Raw genomic sequence first — 18,517 nt, forward strand, 5'->3', positions numbered from 1 at the left:
ATAACATTTATTACTTTGTCCTTCTTTTTTGCTTAAGAAGGACAAATTTTACTCTTCTTCTGTATTAATTCTCGACTTTCACGATTGCCATTTTCCCGTTGTATGGCTTAGTTCCTTTTGTCTCTAATGCTTTTGTAGCTTCTGACAAACCTTCAAATTTCTCATAATAGATGTAATACTTACTTGTAGTTACATTGTAAAAGAAATTAACATCTGTACGTCCGGCTGCAACTGCTTTAGCCAGGAACTGATCGCGTTTTTCGACACTGCTATGAACAGCAATAATTAAATAATATCCACCATCAGCATTTTTAATATTTTTGATAATCTGCATATTTGACTGGTCTTCACCAAAATCAAAATCGCTTGCTGTCAAAGGTGTACTGCTTAATTTTGTTGTTTCCTTAATACGTTTAAGAGCGGCAACGTCCTGCGCATATCGACCCTGATCATTCTCATAAGCCGCACGCTTAATTCTACGTTTTTTCTCGATTTCAGTCTCGGCTTTAATACGTTCCAAATTAGAAAGTAATGTAGCACTATCCTGTTCCATTTTTAATTGCGCTGCTTTTAACTCATTTATCTTTTCAAGATAAGCTTTGTTTAAAGCATCATTTTTATTCGGGAATTTTTTAAGCCTTTCATTGTATAAATTAGTCAACTTGGCAATTTCATCTTTCTGTGCTTTATTCACTTCAGCAAGTTGAGATTTTAAAGCTTCTAGTTGGCTGTTTTCAGCCGCCACACTTTTAAAAGGTTTTGGCTCTTTATAAATTCCTTTTTCACTTAAATCATTCTCTTCTCTTAAGTCATTTAAGTCTCTTTGTTTACTTGCTACTGTAGAGTTAAACTGAGATAATAAATCCTTTTGTATTTTACTCGCACTTTCAATAGACTGAGATAAATTGTCGATTGCTTTTGCGGTATCATCTTTTGTAGCTGAAGCTGCTTTTGCTAATGCATCTGCATCGGCTTTAGCTTTGGCATCGGCAAGTAATTTTGCTTCACGTGCTTCTTCTGCTAATCTTAGCTGTCTTGTTTCTTCCTCCGCTTTTAATTTCTCCGTAGCTTCTGCATCCGCTTTAGCTCTTTGATCTGCCAGTAACTTAGCTTGTGCAGCTTCCATATCCGCTTTTGCTTTGGCATCAGCAGCTTGTTTTGCCACTAAAGCTTCTGCATCGGCTTTTGCTTTGGCATCGGCAGCTAATTTTGCTTGAAGTGCTATAGCATCAGCTTTGGCTTTAGCATCGGCGGCTAATTTGGCCTGAAGCGCTTCTGCGTCGGCTTTAGCTTTGGCATCTGCGGCTTGTTTTGCTTGTAGGGCTTCTGCATCAGCTTTGGCCTTAGCATCAGCAGCTAACTTCGCCTGAAGCGCTTCTGCGTCGGCTTTAGCTTTGGCATCTGCGGCTTGTTTTGCTTGTAGGGCTTCTGCATCAGCTTTGGCCTTAGCATCAGCAGCTAACTTCGCCTGAAGTGCCTGAGCGTCGGCTTTTGCTTTAGCGTCAGCGGCTAATTTTGCTTGTAAAGCTTCTGCGTCAGCTTTAGCTTTAGCATCGGCAGCTTGTTTTACCTGAAGTGCTTCTGCGTCGGCTTTGGCTTTCGCGTCAGCAGCTAACTTCGCCTGTAGCGCTAGTGCATCGGCTTTCGCTTTAGCGTCTGCAGCTTGTTTAGCCTGAAGTGCTTCTGCGTCGGCTTTTGCCTTAGCATCAGCAGCTAGTTTAGCCAAACGTGCCTCTTCAGCTTCTTGCAATTGTTTCGCTTCTGCGTCAGCTTTTGCTTTGGCAGTTGCTTCAGCATCAGCTTTTACTCTTGCATCAGCAATTAATTTTGCTTGTAAAGCTTCCATATCGGCTTTCGCTTTAGCATCAGCAGCTAACTTCGCCTGAAGAGCTTGAGCATCAGCTTTGGCTTTGGCATCAGCAGCTAATTTTGCTTGTAAGGCTTCTGCATCGGCTTTCGCTTTAGCATCAGCAGCTAACTTCGCCTGAAGAGCTTGAGCATCAGCTTTGGCTTTGGCATCAGCAGCTAGTTTTGCTTGTAAGGCTTCTGCATCGGCTTTCGCTTTAGCATCAGCAGCTAACTTCGCCTGAAGAGCCTGAGCATCAGCTTTGGCTTTGGCATCAGCAGCTAGTTTTGCTTGTAAGGCTTCTGCATCAGCTTTGGCCTTAGCATCAGCAGCAATTCTAGCTTGTCTAGCCTCCTGATCCGCTTTTGCTTTTGCATCAGCAGCTAGTTTCTCTTTTAAAGCAGCTTCTTCGGCAGCTTTTGCTTTGGCATCAGCGGCCAGTTTCGCTTTATTAGCAGCATCTATACTTGCTTTTGTTTTGGCGGCAGCGGCAGCGGCAGCTTTTGCTTCTGCAGCCAGTCTTGCCTGAAGTGCATCTGAATCTGCCTTAGCTTTAGCATCTGCAGCTAAAATAGATTGTAGATCTGCAGCTTCTGCTTTCGCTTTGGCATCGGCTTTACGTTTCGCTTCTGCAGCATTCGCTTTCGCTTTCGCATCAGCAGCTAATTTCAGTTGTAAAGCTTCTGCATCAGCTTTGGCTTTATCAGCAGCTAATTTAGCTTTCGCAGCGGCTTCAGCGTCGGCTTTAACTTTATCAGCGGCCAATTGCGCCTGTGTTTTTTGTGGTGCCGGTTTATTGGTAGCAGCTGTTTTTGCTTTTGCAGCAGCTTCTGCATCGGCTTTCGCTTTAGCATCAGCAGCTAATTTCAATTTCATCGCTTCGGCGTCGGCTTTGGCTTTATCAGCAGCCAATTGCGCCTGTGTTTTTTGTGGTGCCGGTTTATTTGCAGCAACTGTTTTTGCTTTGGCAGCAGCTGCAGCATCTGCTTTCGCTTTAGTATCCGCAGCTAATCTGATTCTCAATGCTTCGGCATCAGCTTTTGCTTTATCAGCAGCCAATTGTGCCTGTGTTTTTTGTGGCTCAGGTTTATTAGCAACAGCTGTTTTTGCTTTTGCAGCGGCAGCGGCATCTGCTTTCGCTTTCGCGTCGGCAGTTAACTTAATTTTCAATGCTTCGGCATCAGCTTTAGCTTTGGTATCTGCCAGCAATCTTGCTTTTGCAGCGGCTTCGGCATCGGCTTTTACTTTCTCTGCGGCGGCAAGTCTCACTTTCAGTGCCTCAGCATCTGCTTTCGCTTTAGCTTCGGCAGCTAATTGTGCTTTTGCGGCTCCGTCTACTCTGGTTACAGGAGCAGTTGTTGGCTTAGCCATTACAGGTTTTGGTTTAGCGGGTTCTATTAGAGCTCCCTCTTCGTCATCACCATAGTAATAGTTTTTATTTTTAAATTTATAGGCTATAGTAAATTCATGAGAACCACCCATATTGGTGAAATTTCCCATTCCTTTTTCATAATTGTATTCAAATGCAATACTAGAAGAAATATTAAATCCAAGACCCGCAGAAATACCGTATAAAGTATTGTATCCGGCTTGTGCCCAAACTCCTTTTGGAATTGCGATCATAGCAAGTCCTGAGATTACTGTTTTGTCTTTTTTAACCTCCGTTTTTAAAATTCCTGAGAATTTACTTCTGTCAAAAAAACCATAACTATCAATATAACCGGTATACATTGCATGCAATTCGATTGCTCTTTCCGGATCCTCTTTTACGATTCCGGATCCAAAATTGTAAAGAATCAAATTGTTTACAGATACCCCAAAATCAAGAAAAGCAGTTCCGTAATTTACTCCGGGATTAATAGTCAATAAAGTATTCGAAGGATAATTTCCTCCTGAGATAGTCGAATCATCAGTAATAATTTTACCAGTGTTTAAACTGCTTTGGTAAACACCAACGTTCATACCAAAAGTTAAATTACTGTCCTGTTCTAAAACGATGTTATGCGCAAAGTTTCCGATTCCTCCAAAAACAGTCATTACACCATAATTTTGTTGAAAAAGGCCAAAAGCAAAGGCTTCATTTTCTCTAAAACGACCTGAGTAATTGGCTAAATAGGTGTTTGGCGCATTTTCAAACTGCACCCATTGTCTTTTATTATAAAAACTGGCATAAGCATTTGTTTCACGAACAAAGCTAAAAGCAGGGTTAATTAAGTATCTGTTAAACTTTAAAGAATTTCTGATGGGTAACGAAAACGAAACAACTCCACCCTCAGAAGTAGCCTGAGAATAGAGTGTATTTGAAAAACCGTAAAATAAAGTTATGAATAGTAAAATTTTCTTCATATTATCTTATTACAGTTATTGATCCTTTTTTTTCACCTGTGTCGGATTGAATGACATAGTAATATACTGGATTAACATTTTTAAAATCTTTTATAAAAGAGTTGACTTGTGGGTCATAATTACTTCCTAAACCATCAAACATAATTTCGCCATTAGAGCTTAATATCATTATTTTGGTCTGGGCTGTTTTATATACCTCAGGAATATTCCAATACGGATTCTGCAGACTAACGACATTAGGAATTACTGTAGCCGGCGCTGTGGGGCCGATAACTTTAAAAGCCAATTCTTTGGTAGAAACACATCCCGAAACCTGAGAAACTACTACTTTATAGTTTCCTTTAGCAATAACTATATAAGAGCTCGAAGTAGCATCTTTAATTTCTGCGTCGTTTAAATACCATTTATAAATTGGACTAGTCGCATCTGTTGTAACAGTTGCAGTTACACTTTCTCCTTCTTCCAATTTAAACTGATCTGCAACATCTATACTTGCATTAAAACCACTAGCTTGAAGATTGATACTTCCCGTTGCATTACATCCTCCAAAATCTACCTGAACGGTATAAACTCCGGAATCTTTTGCATTTACTGTACGGGTATCACCACCAAAAGCAGCACCATCTTTTTTCCATACATAGTGATTTCCTTTAGAAGCAGTTAAAACCGTACCTTCTGTAGTTGCGCAAAATGGATTTCCTAAGCTCGAAGTAATCACAACTCCACTACCTGATGCAGAACTTGTAACTGCTACCAAATTTGAACTAATATTAGGCTCTGTACATGCTCCATATTCGACCAAAGCATAATACTCTCCAGGAGAACTAACAACTAATGTTGTACCACTTTGCCCCGAAATAACAACACCATCTTTAAACCATCTGTATTTTAAAGCTGGATAATTTAAAGGAGATGATCCTATAACAGCTGGTGTATCGTTGTCTATAGAAAGAGTTAAATTACTACCTGCGCATATTGTAGCATTGGTAGCTTTACCGTTAATAGAAAACGTTGACTCATAAACTTTGTAATAAGCTGGAAAAGATGTAACCCCCAAAGAATTTTTAAATCTTGGGCTAACAGCACCTGTCGAACTTTTAATTCTTAATCCGTAAGTATCGGATCCTACCAGAGTGACCGGAACAGCAAATTTTATAGTTTGTTGTGTCGGAGAAACGTCAACAGGACTTCCCAACAAAGTTGTTGCAATTGGAGAATTTGAACTATCTAAAAGTTCCACTGCAAATGTAGTTCCCACAGGGAAATTTACATAACTGAATGTCGCATAAAATTCATTAAATGACTTACCTGCACATAGTTTTTCAAGACCATCAAGAGGCTGTGGAACTATTGTCTGCGCATGGATATTCGGTTTACAAAAGAATAAAATGCTAAATAATAGAAAAAGATTGGTAAAATTTGGGGTAATTTTTCGAATCATATAGTGCGTGTTCTTGCTAAATCTATGTCTTCAAAAAATAGGATATCAATAAATGTTTCAGAAAAATCGTACTTATAGTTCTCGATAATATCTTTCGCAAGAATTGAAAAAGAACCAGTTAAAAATCGATTTTCTTTATTACACTCTGAATTCTGATCTTTCACAACAGTTGCCATAGAAAGGCTATCCTTGGGGATGGATAGCCCTGCTAATAACTGATTAGAATTATCTAATTTGCCAGTACTTAATTGTCCGGCATTTTTTATATTTTGATTCTCACACCCTATCATTTTAGTCGTAGCATCAATAGAAATTGTAGGTCTTTCTATTGTATTTTGAGCATATAGACTAAGCAAAATAGGGGAAACCAAAAATATTATATATATAAAATATTTTTTTCTAGATGGAGCCATTATGTTTTGATCTTTATTTGTCCGGTATTAAGACGAATACATAAATTGTGTCTGGGGACTTTATTAATAAAATTTACGCTGAAATAAAAATCGAAATCTATTTTATCTGTTGCTGCTAGACGCTGTAATTTTTCCTAATTGTAATCTGAAATCTGGTTTCTTAGCATTGAAAATATCAATGAAAGTCTCTCTGTTGTTACTTTGAGAATACACATTGAAAAATACGCTATTTCCATACCAGCTCTCTAGATCTTCATTGTTAGAATTGTACTCTGTAAAGATATTTCCGTTACATAGGTTGAAGTACATTTCTTCAAATTTAATTTTCTTAAGATTAGCATCATTAATTTCTGTTTTACTATCTAATAAAACAGCAGGATTAAATCCGGATATTACACTACGCTTCATTTCAAGTGAAGCATTTTCAGCCACATACACAGCTTCTTTTACTAAACCAGACTGAATATCAGCTTTAATATTTTCACTGTCATTAAGCATTGTAATGTTAGTTGCAACAACTAAAGTTTGTTTTTTAGTAAAATCGGTCTCACTTTTCTTTTCGAATGATTTTACTTCCATGCAACGAGATCCGTCTTTATTACTTGATAAATAAGAAGATCTTACTGCTAATGAGTTGTATAAACGACATTGAGCACCTTGAGTAAACTTGTAATCGTCGTTGATTGATTTGTAAGAAACAAATTTAGTAGCGTTTACATCACCTCCAAAAAAGGCAAATGAGTCACCACCAGAGTAGCTTACCATAATGTTTTCAAGTATTGTTTTAGATCCAACACCTGCAACTGTTAAACCGTTGAAAGTATCTACTCCTTTTACTTTTTTACCTGCAAATTCGATTCTAACAAATCTCAAAATTCCTGAATTTGCAGCGGCATTATCACCACCATAAGTTGTCAAAGTAGGATCAAGATCTAAATTGTAAGAACTAACATTTCCAAATTTATTGATCGGAGCATCACCAAGAATTACAATTCCACCCCAGTCTCCAGCTTTTTTCTGGCTGCGGTTTGAAGTAAATACAATTGGGTCAGTTTCTAGACCATCGGCAACAAGTTGAGCACCTTTTGTAACTACCAGTGTTCCTTTTGTCTCAAAATCACCAATAATTAAAGTTCCTGGTTCGATTGTTAGAACAGCATTGTTAGTAACATAAACATTGCCTTGTAGTACATAAATATTCCTCTTCAGCAATTTAGTATTAACAGAAATATTTCCTGCTAAAATTTGGTTTGCTTCTCCATACTCTACTTTGTTAGGCTTAAATTCGGTCCAGTTGTTCAACCAATTGTTGTAGCCCATAATTCCTTTCTCTTGTTGAGCACTCATACTGGTAACTGTCAAAAGAACGCAAATCATTTGAGTAATTTTTTTCATGATAAGGGGGTATTAGGGTTAATAATAAATTTGGGTATGCGTAAATGAAAAAACTCATCTCGAGTTTTCTGATTATAGTCAGAACCTTTCGAGAGAGTTGTTTTTTTATCTCTTTTTTTTAAATGTTGACATAAATTGAACTCATCTACGTAAACACTCTCAAAAAAGTTTTAAAAAATAATATTTTATTACATATCGTTCAATTCGTTGAACTCGTGTAAAGATTTCAATGTGCTTTCGTAGAATAAAATCGCTGCCACTAAGTTTCCTTTATCAGAATACGGCATCATTTTTCTTTGAAATTCTACTGTTGTATCTAAAAATGTTGTAGTACCTATGGCCTGACCATCTAATACTTTTTTGTGTTCGTTGTCATCCGGAATACCTAAGTCTGCCATTGTAACTCCCGGTTTTGTAACCAAAGCAATGTAAGGAAGAGTTTTTACTAAAACTTTAATACGCTCGATGTATAGTTCCAAAAGTTCTCCTTTCTGCATACCACTCAATTCTTTTTGATCATGGTATTTGCGAATAATCGCAGTTGTACTTATTATACTTCTCGGAGCATTTTTAGCTTGGGCCGAAATGGCACCAGTTGTCATAAAAAAAAGTGTACTTAATAAAATAATTTTCCCTTTCATAGCTTCTTAGTTTATAATTGGTTGTTCATAAAAACAAAAATATAGAAATTAACTTAAACTGCAACTTTATTGATTTCTTTTTTCAAAAAAAAAGCTTAAAAAAAGCTTAAAAACCAGCCTTATGTCGAGAAAATGTGCGTTTTAACGGAGTTTTTGTTAAAATTAACCCAATCACATCAGGTAAGATATTAGCTATAAAAAACAAAGGTACCGCATAATTAATAATCAAAAAAAGCTTCAGTTAATCGTTTATCGCGAAAAACTATTAACAAAAAACCCTTAATATCTCCACATATTGACCTGTTTATTAACAAAAGTTAGTCAACAAACCGCAAAAAACAGAGCTGAAATCTTCATGAAAGTCAAAAATGCAACTGGATTAATAAACTTTTGAGCTAAAATTTTTGACTATATCATTTTCTTCTATCTTTGCTTCATGCAATTTTCTCAAATTTTAGGTCAAGACTACATCAAAAGTCACTTGATAAAAAGTGCAGCTTCCGGACGAATTCCGCACGCGCAATTATTCATTGGGCCGGAAGGAAGTGGTACATTATCAACGGCAATTGCTTATGCACAATATATTTTATGCAACAATACGGGAGACGAAAACTCGAATGGAAATGATTCCTGTAATTTAAAGTTTCAAAACATCTCTCATCCTGATCTGCATTTTATTTATCCAACAGTAACCACCGAGGATGTAAAAACAAAACCCAAAAGTTTAGATTTTATTCAGGACTGGCGTACTTTTATTCAGGAGATGCCTTATGGAGGTTTATTTGACTGGTATAAAATACTGGGTGTTCAAAACAAACAAGGTGAAATTCGTGTTGAAGATGCACAGGAAGTTTTAAAATCACTTTCGCTAAAATCATACGAAGGCGGTTACAAAATTATGATTATCTGGATGGCCGATAAAATGAACATCGCTGCCTCTAACAAACTTCTGAAACTACTGGAAGAACCTTCGGATAAAACCATTTTTATCCTCATTTCAGAAAACGAGGGAGATATCATTCAAACCATACGTTCTCGTTGTCAGGTAATTCATTTTAATGGACTTCCCGAAAAAGTAATTGCGGAAGCTTTAGTTACTAAAGAAAATATCGACGAAAAATTAGCCTTTAAAATTGCGCATCAGGCACAGGGAAATTTCAGCAAAGCCTTACATCTTTTAAAAGAAGACGATTCCGAATACCCTTTCGAACAATGGTTTGTCAATTGGGTACGCGCCGCATTTAGAGCAAAGGGAAATGCAGCAGCCATTCAGGATTTGATATCCTGGAGCGAAGAAATTGCAGCTCTTGGGCGTGAAAGCCAGAAAAAATTCATCCAGTTTTGTATCGAAATGTTTCGTCAGGCCCTATTGCTCAATTATCAGGCTCCTACTCTCGTTTACATTGAACCGAAAGTAGATAAATTCAAACTCGAAAATTTTGCGCCTTTTGTAAACGGAAACAATATTCACGAAATTTTCAAAGAACTTTCAGATGCGATGTATCACATTGAAAGAAACGGAAATGCGAAAATAATTCTAACCGATTTATCTATAAAACTGACTCGTTTAATTCATAAAAAATAGTTTTCAAATGAATAATGTTGCCTCCATTTTGTTATTAGCCTTTTTAGCCTTAACATTCTTACAATCAGGATACGAAAAAATATTTTACTGGAAAGACAATGTAGAGTGGCTTAAAGGTCATTTTGCGAAAACAATACTAAAAAATCAGGTACCACTCGCCCTGCTCCATCTCTTAATTTTAGAATTAATTTCAGGAGTTTTGTGCGTTGTCGGAGCCATACAATTACTCACCAACAGCGGTCGTGAATTTGGTTTGTATGGCGCGATATTCTCATGTATCAGTTTATTAATGATGCTTTTCGGTCAACGATTAGCTAAGGATTACGATGGTGCAAGAACCATTGTTATATATTTTATTCCAGCTGTAATAGCTGTTTACTGGTTGAATTAATCAGCCTTAATTTTAAAAAGTAAGCCACAACTTTCACAAATTTAAAAGGTTAATTAACTGTTTTTAATTTTTTAAACCTTAATAATCTGTGAAATCTACGGCAAAAAAATTATCAAAAAATGAATCCAAAACACCCATCAGAGTCCCTAACAATCTTAACCGATTTAGTTTTACCAAGTGAAACAAATCCATTAAACAACCTTTTTGGCGGCGAATTATTAGCCCGAATGGATCGCGCGGCAAGTATTGCAGCTCGCAGACATTCTCGCCGAATTGTAGTTACAGCCTCTGTAAATCACGTTGCTTTCAACCGAGCCATTTCGTTAGGTAGTGTTGTAACTGTAGAAGCAAAAGTTTCAAGATCTTTCAAAAGTTCGATGGAAGTTTTTATCGATGTCTGGGTAGAAGATCGTGAATCCGGAAGCAGAACAAAAGCGAATGAAGCCATTTATACATTTGTTGCCGTTGACGACACCGGAAGACCCGTTGAAGTTCCGCCAATTGTACCGGAAAGTGAACTTGAAATACAACGTTATGATGCTGCTCTGCGTCGTAAACAACTGAGTTTAGTACTTGCCGGAAAAATGAAACCTACCGATGCTACAGAATTAAAGGCTTTATTTTTATAGTCGAAATTTGTGACAATTTGGAACAATTTGAGAGAATCAAACTTCAAAAAAAAGAACTAATTTTACAAAATTACAAGCCTGATACAAATCTAAATCAGTAAGTTATCATTTCTGGTTTGTTTTTGAGAATAAATTATAAAAATTTACATGAAAGAAAAAGAAAAAAAAGAGATGAGTTCAGAGAAAGATGCCAAATTAAAAGCGCTACAACTTACGCTTGACAAACTAGATAAAACTTACGGAAAAGGAACCGTAATGAAAATGGGCGATAAAGCCATTGTAGAAGTAGAAACCATTTCTTCAGGTTCTCTTGGTGTAGATTTAGCCCTTGGAGTTAATGGTTACCCTAGAGGAAGAATAATAGAAATTTACGGTCCGGAATCGTCTGGAAAGACCACTTTAACGTTACACGCTATTGCCGAAGCTCAAAAAGCTGGTGGAATTGCTGCTTTTATCGATGCTGAGCACGCTTTTGATAGAAATTATGCGGAAAAATTAGGCGTAGATATCGAAAACCTGATTATTTCACAACCGGATAATGGAGAACAAGCTCTGGAAATTGCCGAAAACCTAATTCGTTCCGGAGCAATTGATATTGTTGTAATTGACTCTGTTGCTGCCTTAACACCAAAAAGTGAAATCGAAGGTGAAATGGGAGATTCTAAAATGGGTCTTCACGCACGTTTGATGTCTCAGGCGCTAAGAAAATTAACAGGAACAATCAGTAAAACAAACTGTACAGTTTTCTTCATCAACCAGTTGAGAGAGAAAATTGGTGTTATGTTTGGAAATCCTGAAACGACAACGGGTGGTAATGCCTTGAAATTCTATGCATCTGTGCGTATCGATATTCGTCGTTCTTCTCAAATTAAAGACGGTGAGAATGTTATCGGAAACAGAACCAAAGTTAAAATCGTAAAAAATAAAGTGGCACCACCATTTAAAACTGCCGAATTCGACATTATGTACGGTGAAGGAGTTTCTAAAACTGGTGAAATTCTTGATCTGGCGGTTGAATTTGAAATCGTTAAAAAAGCAGGATCATGGTTTAGCTACGGAGACACTAAATTAGGACAAGGTCGTGATGCTGTAAAAGCCCTAATTAAAGACAATCCGGAATTAGCAGACGAACTGGAACTTAAAATTAAAGCACATATCAAAGATTTAGCTGACGCTTAAATTTTATAAAAACACTTACAGTCAATACTTTATATATAAACCGATAGCTTTAAAAAAAGCTGTCGGTTTTTTTATTTAAAAAATAACCATTTATTGACGCAACCATTCTGAAATCGGGCCATCTTAGTAAAAGACATAAGATTTGATTAATATTTAGCCATAAGTATTAACTCAAAGGTTTTTCTACAAATTTGGTTGGTTTGTTCAATAAAAATCCGTTAGTTTTTTGGTTCTAACGGGTTTTTATTCTTTTTTCATTTTTTTTTGACTTCCAACGCAACCTTTTTCATTTTTTTCCCTCTATACTAGTATGACATTAACCGGAGTTCTAGTCAAACTCTTTAGTATCAACCATAAATATTTTTAACCATGAAAGAAAGAATAGAAGTGTTGTACAACAAAAACCGTAGAAAAACCAAATTGAAGTTTAAGAAAGTATTGCGTTTTATTTCAGAAAAAATAATTCATAGATAATCATTTTTGAATATTAAATGGGGAAATTTTAATTCAAAAGAAAACCCGACAACTTTAAAAGTTGTCGGGTTTTCTCCTTAAAATGGTTTATGATTCTTTGTTCTTAAACTTCAATAAACCTTTATAGATTATCTGTCTTACCTGATCTCGAAGTTCTTTTCTATGATCCGTTGTTAATCCTTTAGTTGCTACAAAAGGAAGCACCTTTACACGCATTCTCCCTGGACTTCCACTTAAAAAAGTATAGGAAAATCGTTCCTTGTTATCAGCAAAAACAATCGGAACAATAGGAATCTGGTGGTCTATCGCCAGACGAAAAGCGCCGTCTTTGAACTCATCCAGTAAAATAGATTCGTCATCAGGAACTCCGCCTTCAGGAAAAATACAAATACTAAGTCCTTGATTAAGCCTGTTTTGTGCTCTTTTGAAAACTTCGTTTTTACTTTTTGAAGAATTTCGATCTACCAAAATACAAGTCCTTTTATAGAAAAATCCAAATAGTGGAATCTTCGAAAGTTCTTTTTTTCCAACAAAAACAAACGGATTTCGAACAACAGCCAGCATCAGCATAATATCGGTCATTGAAGTATGATTTGCGACAATCATATAACTTTTATTTTTAATAAGCTTTTCTTCGCGCTCGACTTTATAATAAAAACCCATCCCAAAAAGGATAAATTTAGCCCAAATGCGGGCCATTTTAAAGAAATAGGGGTAACCCTTCTCCGATACTATAGAAATTAGCAAAAACGGCAACATAATCAATATCGGAATGGCCATTAAAATGTAAAACCATATACGCCATAAAACCCAAAAAAAAACTTTTAATCCTTTCATGGTTTCAAATGTAAGAAAACAGAAATGAATATAGATTTTTCGGTCATTAGATTTTTAAAATGTTCTCTTTTATCCGAAATAAAACTTAAAATCAAGGAGTTCTTGAATAAACTTTAGGGAGATTGCGAAAAACTTTACGAACTTTGCGGTTAAAGAAAATAAACTTACAATCTTTGCGATTAGAAGATTTAGAAAAAAAATAGAATGGCAAAAATACTTACTGGTGTTCAGAGTACTGGAACGCCACACTTAGGCAATTTATTGGGAGCAATTATTCCGGCAATCGAATTATCAAATAATCCGGCAAACGAATCTTTTTTGTTTATTGCTGATTTACATTCCATTACGCAAATTAAAGATGGCAAAACGCTAAGAGAAAATACATACAGCACTGCAGCGGCATGGCTAGCCTGTGGTTTAAATCCTGATAAAGTAACATTCTACAGACAATCTGATGTGGTACAAACAACTGAATTAACATGGTATTTAAGTTGCTTTTTTCCGTTTCAACGTTTGACTTTGGCACATTCTTTCAAAGATAAAGCAGATCGTTTAGACGATGTTAATGCTGGGCTTTTTACCTATCCAATGTTAATGGCTGCTGATATTTTACTGTATGATGCAGAATTTGTTCCGGTTGGAAAAGATCAATTGCAGCATTTAGAAATCACCCGTGATGTAGCTTCCCGTTTCAACCATCAAATGGGTGAAACATTTGTAATTCCAGAGGCTAAAATCCAGGAAGACGGCAAACTGATTCCGGGAACAAACGGTGGAAAAATGAGTAAATCAGCTAACAATCTGATCAATATTTTCCTTGACGATAAAACAATTCGCAAGCAGGTAATGAGTATTGAAACGGATAGTACACCACTTGAAGAGCCTAAAAACCCCGACACTTGTAATGCTTTTGCAATTTATTCCTTACTGGGAACTGAAGCGCAAATCGCCGAAATGAGAACCAACTATTTAGGAGGAAACTATGGATACGGTCACGCCAAACAAGCTTTGTTTGAACTGATTATAGAAAAATTCAAAACCGAAAGGGAAAAATATACTTACTACATGAACAACCTTGAAGAAGTAGATGCATTATTAAAAAAGGGAGCCTCAAAAGCTTCTGTAATTGCTGATGGTGTTCTCGCAAAAGTTCGCGAAGTACTTGGATTTGGTAAATAAAATAAACTTTGAGCCCGATGTTTTTGAAATCTGTCGGGTTCAAAATTCAAACTAAATCGCCTCAAACAATTTCCCAGGAAGAGGTCTGATCACACCTTTAAGCTCCATATTCAACAACAGACCTGAAATTTTATAAATAGGAAAATCGCATTGCAACGCAATAATATCCAACAATTCTTTTCCATTTTTTAAAAGAAAATCATAGATCTTTTGTTCATCACATTCCAGCTCAACAAACAACTGTTTCTGCACAGGTTTCACTTTATTATCAATATTCCAATTCAAAATATAAATTAAATCGGCAGCACTCGTTAAAACGTTTGCTTTTTGCGTTTTGATAAGATCATTGCACCCTTGGCTGTATTTGTCTGTAACGCGCCCGGGAACGGCAAAAACATCGCGATTGTAATCATTTGCCAGATTCGCCGTAATAAGCGAACCTCCCCTATCAGCAGATTCAATAACAATTGTAGCTTCAGTCATACCGGCTACAATACGGTTTCTCCGAACGAAATTTTCTTTATCAGGATTTGATGTACTCCAGAATTCCGTCATGAATCCTCCGTTTTCTTCTATTTGAGCAATATACTTTTTGTGTGATTTTGGATAAATCTGATTCAGTCCATGTGCCAGAACTCCAATTGTTTGCAGGTTAAAATCTATTGCCCGTTGATGTGCGACAATATCAACACCATACGCAAAACCACTAACGATTACGGGATCTAAAGGCGCCAATTCTTCTATTAACTTTCGGCAGAACTCTGTTCCGTACGAAGTAATCTGACGGGTACCTACTATGCTAATTATTTTTTTGCTTTTTAAATTTATATTTCCACTAGAAAAAATCAAAACAGGAGAATCAATACAATGTTTTAAGCGCTCCGGATAACTATCATCTTTAAAAAAAGACATCTTTACCCCATTAGATTTCATAAATTCCATTTCCTGATTCGCTTTTTCAAAAACAGATTTATCTTTAAAATTTTTCAAAAGAACTGATCCAATACCATCAATAGCAGTCAATTGATTCGCTTTACTTTTAAAAACAGCCTCTGCACTACCGTAGTGATTAAGCAACTTTTTTGCCATTATATCTCCGACACCTTCTACTTTTAACAGGGCTAATACATAAAATAAATCTTGATCTGACATAAATTAAATAAGGTTTAAAGGCTACGATAAAAATCTTTTAAAAAACAAATCTTAAAATAAATTCAAGAACGGCAAAGATATAAATTAGAAGTAAATTCCTTCAAATATTACACATTAAAAGAAATTGAGAACCAATTGGTAAAACTTCAAAAAAACTTAACTATCTGAAAAATAATTAACTACAAAAATATCTCAATTGTTAATAAAAATTGTGAATAAAATTTTGATAACTATATTCGTTGCATAACTTTGTTACTATGAAAATCGAAAATTACATAGCACAGTTACTGTATCGTTATCAGTGTGTAACGGTTCCAGGGTTTGGAGCATTTTTAACAGAAATTCAATCGGCGCAGCTGAATGAAAGCACAAATTCATTCTTTCCACCGACAAAAATGATCTCTTTCAACAGTCATTTAAAAAATAATGACGGATTGTTGGCCAATCATATCGCACAGGCTGAAAAAACTTCATATGGTTTTGCCGTAAGCGCAATTGCTTTTGAAGTAGTGAGCTGGAAAAAAACCTTAGAAGAAAACGGTGTTGTAACACTTAAAAACATAGGCGAAATTCGTTTTAATGCTGATCAAAAAATGGTATTCACACCAAACGATCAAACCAATTTCCTAACGAGTTCTTTCGGACTAAGTCCGTTTGTTTCTCCGCTAGTGAAAAAAGAAAATTTTGAACGAAAAATTGAGGAAATTTCAGAAAAAGACTCTATTTCTCTTTACGAAAATGAAGAAGAAAGAACTTCTAATCCTCTTTTAAAATATGCTGCAATATTGGTATTAGGCCTTGGAATTACTGGTAGCATTGGATATCCTTTATACCAAAATCAAATCGCTGCCCAAACACTTGTCGTTGAAAGCTCAGTTCAGAAAAAAGTCGAGAATAAAATACAAGAGGCAACTTTCTTTATTCAAAGCCCACTACCTGCCGTAACACTTTCTGTAGATTCTGCAAAAGTAGAAACGGTTGCCGAAAAAGCAATGCCATATCACATTATGGCTGGCGCGTATAGAAGCGAAAAAAATGCAAGAAAAGCTTATAATCAATTAATAAAAGACGGTTACGAAGCCAGAATGCTAGGCGAAAACAAACATGGCTTATTCCCTGTTTTGTACGGCAGCTATGCCACTATGGCTGAAGCCGAAAAAGCTCAAAAAGAGATTAAAAAAGGAGAAAATCCGGATGCCTGGATTCTCGTTCAACCACTATAAAACTTAAAAAATCCTATTCTTCTCTGAATAGGATTTTTTTTATTTGGATATTATTTTCGCGTCCTGTGAAAGAACTATTTTCTTACCCCTATAAACAGTCAGTTTCGCCGGAGGCGAATTTTTTTCGCCCAAAACGATAATCGCACACTCATAAACATTACCATCTTTCCTGAACTCATATTGATGATTCCCACCGATACCTTCTACGACTAAAACTCCACCATTAATCACTAAATCAGGCTTTTCAGTCATTTCCTTCTGAATCGACCATGAAGCATAACGATAGTTATTATTTCCTAAATTATCAATTCTGATTTTAAATTTAGAAGTTTCCAAAATACAAATCGGAGTTTGAAAAAAAGCAATACTCGGATCCAGATTTTTCTTTTGCGTAGCAATCAATGATTTCCTTAGATCCAGCTCAAATTTCGATTGATAATTTACCGCAGTCAGCTTCCCTTCAGTATCCAGCCAAATTTTGCCCTGATTGAACATTAGTCCTCTCAAACCCATATCTGACCAGCTTTTTACGGGATCAGACTTCACAATTTCATTTTTTAAAACCGCGTCGAATATCTCAGAATAACGCTTTAAAAAACCCGTTTTATCCTTGACATCTGCAATAGGATATTCACGCTTTAAGGGATAAACTACCCCATCAGCAAGTGCATCTTTGTTATCGCTTTTTATGTTTTCAATGAACTTTTTAACAAGTATTTGATAATCAATGTTCGAATCCTGAGCAGAAATAAAACTGCTGCAAAAAATTAATATTATTAAAAATACATTTATTCTTTTCATCTTAAATAATTTTAATTAATTAATTAATAATCCGATAATTACAATCAAATATAGATAATTTATAACAGCTGTACTTAAATTTAAATCGGGCTATAAAACAAAAAATCCTATTCTCTCGAATAGGATTTTGTTTAACGTGGAACAATTTTAGCGTCCTGATTAAGAATTTCTCTTCCGTTTTGACAAATGGTTAAAGTAGCTGGTGCTGAATCTTTTGTACCCAAAACAGTAATATAACACTGGTAAAGAAAATTACCTTTTTTGAAATCGTAATGATTATTTCCGCCGGTTCCGTCATGAAACCATTTTCCGTTGGTAATAATTAAATCCGGTTTTTCGCTCATTGATTGTTTTATCGACCATGAAGCATATCTGTAATTATCATTTCCTAAGTCATCAATTCGAACTCTGAATTTAGCTGTTTCTATGATAATTTGTGGCTCTTTAAACTTAGTAATTGACGGGTGAAGTTTACTTTTTTCAGAAGCTATTAATTTACTTTTGATATAGTTTTCAACTTTTGACTGATAAATAATCGAAAAAACTTTACCATCAGTATCCATCCACAAAGTTCCCTGATTTAGCATTATGCCACGCCAACCCACTTCTGACCAGTCTTTTGCAGGATTCGATTGTGAAATTTCAGTTTTCAGTTTAGTATCAAAAATTTCATCATATCTTTTTACAAATTCTGTTTTATTCTTGATAGACGGAATTGGATTCTCTCTTCTTAAAGGATATTTAATAGCCTCTGCAACAGCCTCTTTCCTATTATTTTTTACATTATCAATAAATTTTTTGACAAACTTTCGATATTCAGGTTTCAAATCCTGCCCCGATATATTTTGAACCGTAATGCTTATGAATAGCATGTATAGCAACTTTTTCATGATTTCTATTTTACATAATGTTTTTATAATTGATTACTAAATTTCATTAGAATCTCCAGAATCAAACTCCAAATTCTGAAACTCTAAGTTACAAA

Annotated in this window: 15 protein-coding genes; 6 read left to right on the top strand and 9 right to left on the bottom strand. The window is 35.7% G+C overall.

Annotated elements, in window-relative coordinates:
- Positions 1-64: 64 nt before the first annotated feature.
- The 5 genes from OGZ34_RS04580 to OGZ34_RS04600 all read right to left on the bottom strand — a co-directional run bounded on the left by OGZ34_RS04580 (position 65) and on the right by OGZ34_RS04600 (position 8,082).
- Positions 65-4,192 (bottom strand): PorP/SprF family type IX secretion system membrane protein, encoded by a 4,128-nt coding sequence (locus tag OGZ34_RS04580; protein ID WP_263362274.1) that lies wholly within the window; start codon positions 4,190-4,192, stop codon positions 65-67.
- A 1-nt stretch (position 4,193) separates the two neighbouring features.
- Positions 4,194-5,633 carry a gliding motility protein SprC gene (gene sprC, locus OGZ34_RS04585; RefSeq protein ID WP_263362275.1) on the bottom strand — a complete coding sequence of 480 codons (1,440 nt, stop codon included), beginning with the start codon at positions 5,631-5,633 and terminating at the stop codon, positions 4,194-4,196.
- Positions 5,630-6,046 carry a hypothetical protein gene (locus OGZ34_RS04590; RefSeq protein ID WP_263362276.1) on the bottom strand — a complete coding sequence of 139 codons (417 nt, stop codon included), beginning with the start codon at positions 6,044-6,046 and terminating at the stop codon, positions 5,630-5,632. Before OGZ34_RS04590 ends, sprC begins: the two co-directional genes overlap by 4 nt.
- A gap of 102 nt (positions 6,047-6,148) precedes the next feature.
- On the bottom strand, positions 6,149-7,441 hold the full coding sequence (locus tag OGZ34_RS04595) for a hypothetical protein (RefSeq protein WP_173964514.1): 1,293 nt from the start codon (positions 7,439-7,441) through the stop codon (positions 6,149-6,151).
- Between the two features lie 188 nt (positions 7,442-7,629).
- Positions 7,630-8,082, bottom strand: coding sequence for a hypothetical protein (locus OGZ34_RS04600; RefSeq protein WP_173964515.1), 453 nt, complete (start codon positions 8,080-8,082; stop codon positions 7,630-7,632).
- A gap of 436 nt (positions 8,083-8,518) precedes the next feature.
- Here OGZ34_RS04600 and OGZ34_RS04605 point away from each other — a divergent pair, with 436 nt between their 5' ends.
- The 4 genes from OGZ34_RS04605 (at position 8,519) to recA (ending at position 11,866) form a co-directional block, all read left to right on the top strand.
- Entirely contained in the window at positions 8,519-9,667 is a 1,149-nt protein-coding gene (locus tag OGZ34_RS04605; RefSeq protein ID WP_263362277.1) for a DNA polymerase III subunit, read from the top strand.
- 7 nt (positions 9,668-9,674) lie between these two features.
- Positions 9,675-10,058 carry a DoxX family protein gene (locus tag OGZ34_RS04610; protein ID WP_173964517.1) on the top strand — a complete coding sequence of 128 codons (384 nt, stop codon included), beginning with the start codon at positions 9,675-9,677 and terminating at the stop codon, positions 10,056-10,058.
- Positions 10,059-10,177: 119 nt separating this feature from the next.
- Positions 10,178-10,687 carry an acyl-CoA thioesterase gene (locus OGZ34_RS04615; RefSeq protein WP_173964518.1) on the top strand — a complete coding sequence of 170 codons (510 nt, stop codon included), beginning with the start codon at positions 10,178-10,180 and terminating at the stop codon, positions 10,685-10,687.
- A gap of 171 nt (positions 10,688-10,858) precedes the next feature.
- On the top strand, positions 10,859-11,866 hold the full coding sequence (gene recA / locus OGZ34_RS04620; protein WP_173964543.1) for a recombinase RecA: 1,008 nt from the start codon (positions 10,859-10,861) through the stop codon (positions 11,864-11,866).
- A 561-nt stretch (positions 11,867-12,427) separates the two neighbouring features.
- On the opposite strand, the gene OGZ34_RS04625 is transcribed toward recA, so the two are convergent.
- Entirely contained in the window at positions 12,428-13,177 is a 750-nt protein-coding gene (locus tag OGZ34_RS04625; protein WP_173964519.1) for a lysophospholipid acyltransferase family protein, read from the bottom strand.
- Between the two features lie 204 nt (positions 13,178-13,381).
- Here OGZ34_RS04625 and trpS point away from each other — a divergent pair, with 204 nt between their 5' ends.
- Positions 13,382-14,356, top strand: a complete 975-nt coding sequence (gene trpS / locus OGZ34_RS04630; RefSeq protein ID WP_263362278.1) for a tryptophan--tRNA ligase — start codon at positions 13,382-13,384, stop codon at positions 14,354-14,356.
- Between the two features lie 51 nt (positions 14,357-14,407).
- Here trpS and dprA read toward each other — a convergent pair whose 3' ends face one another.
- Positions 14,408-15,508, bottom strand: a complete 1,101-nt coding sequence (dprA, locus tag OGZ34_RS04635; RefSeq protein ID WP_263362279.1) for a DNA-processing protein DprA — start codon at positions 15,506-15,508, stop codon at positions 14,408-14,410.
- Between the two features lie 257 nt (positions 15,509-15,765).
- On the opposite strand from dprA, the gene OGZ34_RS04640 reads away from it, so the two are divergent.
- Positions 15,766-16,731, top strand: coding sequence for an HU domain-containing protein (locus OGZ34_RS04640; RefSeq protein WP_263362280.1), 966 nt, complete (start codon positions 15,766-15,768; stop codon positions 16,729-16,731).
- Positions 16,732-16,770: 39 nt separating this feature from the next.
- On the opposite strand, the gene OGZ34_RS04645 is transcribed toward OGZ34_RS04640, so the two are convergent.
- Both OGZ34_RS04645 and OGZ34_RS04650 read right to left on the bottom strand, forming a co-directional pair.
- Positions 16,771-17,532: a hypothetical protein gene (locus OGZ34_RS04645; protein WP_263362281.1), complete on the bottom strand. Its 762-nt coding sequence runs from the start codon at positions 17,530-17,532 to the stop codon at positions 16,771-16,773.
- Positions 17,533-17,663: 131 nt separating this feature from the next.
- Positions 17,664-18,422 (bottom strand): hypothetical protein, encoded by a 759-nt coding sequence (locus OGZ34_RS04650; protein WP_263362282.1) that lies wholly within the window; start codon positions 18,420-18,422, stop codon positions 17,664-17,666.
- Between the last annotated feature and the right edge of the window lie 95 nt (positions 18,423-18,517).

The sequence above is a fragment of the Flavobacterium collinsii genome (assembly GCF_946903285.1).
GTDB lineage: Bacteria > Bacteroidota > Bacteroidia > Flavobacteriales > Flavobacteriaceae > Flavobacterium > Flavobacterium collinsii.

Coding starts and splice junctions, on each gene's coding strand:
- dprA (WP_263362279.1), bottom strand. CDS start 15,508: ATGTCAGATCAAGATTTATTTTATGTATTAGCCCTGTTAAAAGTAGAA.
- OGZ34_RS04580 (WP_263362274.1), bottom strand. CDS start 4,192: ATGAAGAAAATTTTACTATTCATAACTTTATTTTACGGTTTTTCAAAT.
- recA (WP_173964543.1), top strand. CDS start 10,859: ATGAGTTCAGAGAAAGATGCCAAATTAAAAGCGCTACAACTTACGCTT.
- OGZ34_RS04615 (WP_173964518.1), top strand. CDS start 10,178: ATGAATCCAAAACACCCATCAGAGTCCCTAACAATCTTAACCGATTTA.
- OGZ34_RS04595 (WP_173964514.1), bottom strand. CDS start 7,441: ATGAAAAAAATTACTCAAATGATTTGCGTTCTTTTGACAGTTACCAGT.
- OGZ34_RS04600 (WP_173964515.1), bottom strand. CDS start 8,082: ATGAAAGGGAAAATTATTTTATTAAGTACACTTTTTTTTATGACAACT.
- OGZ34_RS04590 (WP_263362276.1), bottom strand. CDS start 6,046: ATGGCTCCATCTAGAAAAAAATATTTTATATATATAATATTTTTGGTT.
- sprC (WP_263362275.1), bottom strand. CDS start 5,633: ATGATTCGAAAAATTACCCCAAATTTTACCAATCTTTTTCTATTATTT.
- OGZ34_RS04640 (WP_263362280.1), top strand. CDS start 15,766: ATGAAAATCGAAAATTACATAGCACAGTTACTGTATCGTTATCAGTGT.
- OGZ34_RS04625 (WP_173964519.1), bottom strand. CDS start 13,177: ATGAAAGGATTAAAAGTTTTTTTTTGGGTTTTATGGCGTATATGGTTT.
- OGZ34_RS04650 (WP_263362282.1), bottom strand. CDS start 18,422: ATGAAAAAGTTGCTATACATGCTATTCATAAGCATTACGGTTCAAAAT.
- trpS (WP_263362278.1), top strand. CDS start 13,382: ATGGCAAAAATACTTACTGGTGTTCAGAGTACTGGAACGCCACACTTA.
- OGZ34_RS04605 (WP_263362277.1), top strand. CDS start 8,519: ATGCAATTTTCTCAAATTTTAGGTCAAGACTACATCAAAAGTCACTTG.
- OGZ34_RS04610 (WP_173964517.1), top strand. CDS start 9,675: ATGAATAATGTTGCCTCCATTTTGTTATTAGCCTTTTTAGCCTTAACA.
- OGZ34_RS04645 (WP_263362281.1), bottom strand. CDS start 17,532: ATGAAAAGAATAAATGTATTTTTAATAATATTAATTTTTTGCAGCAGT.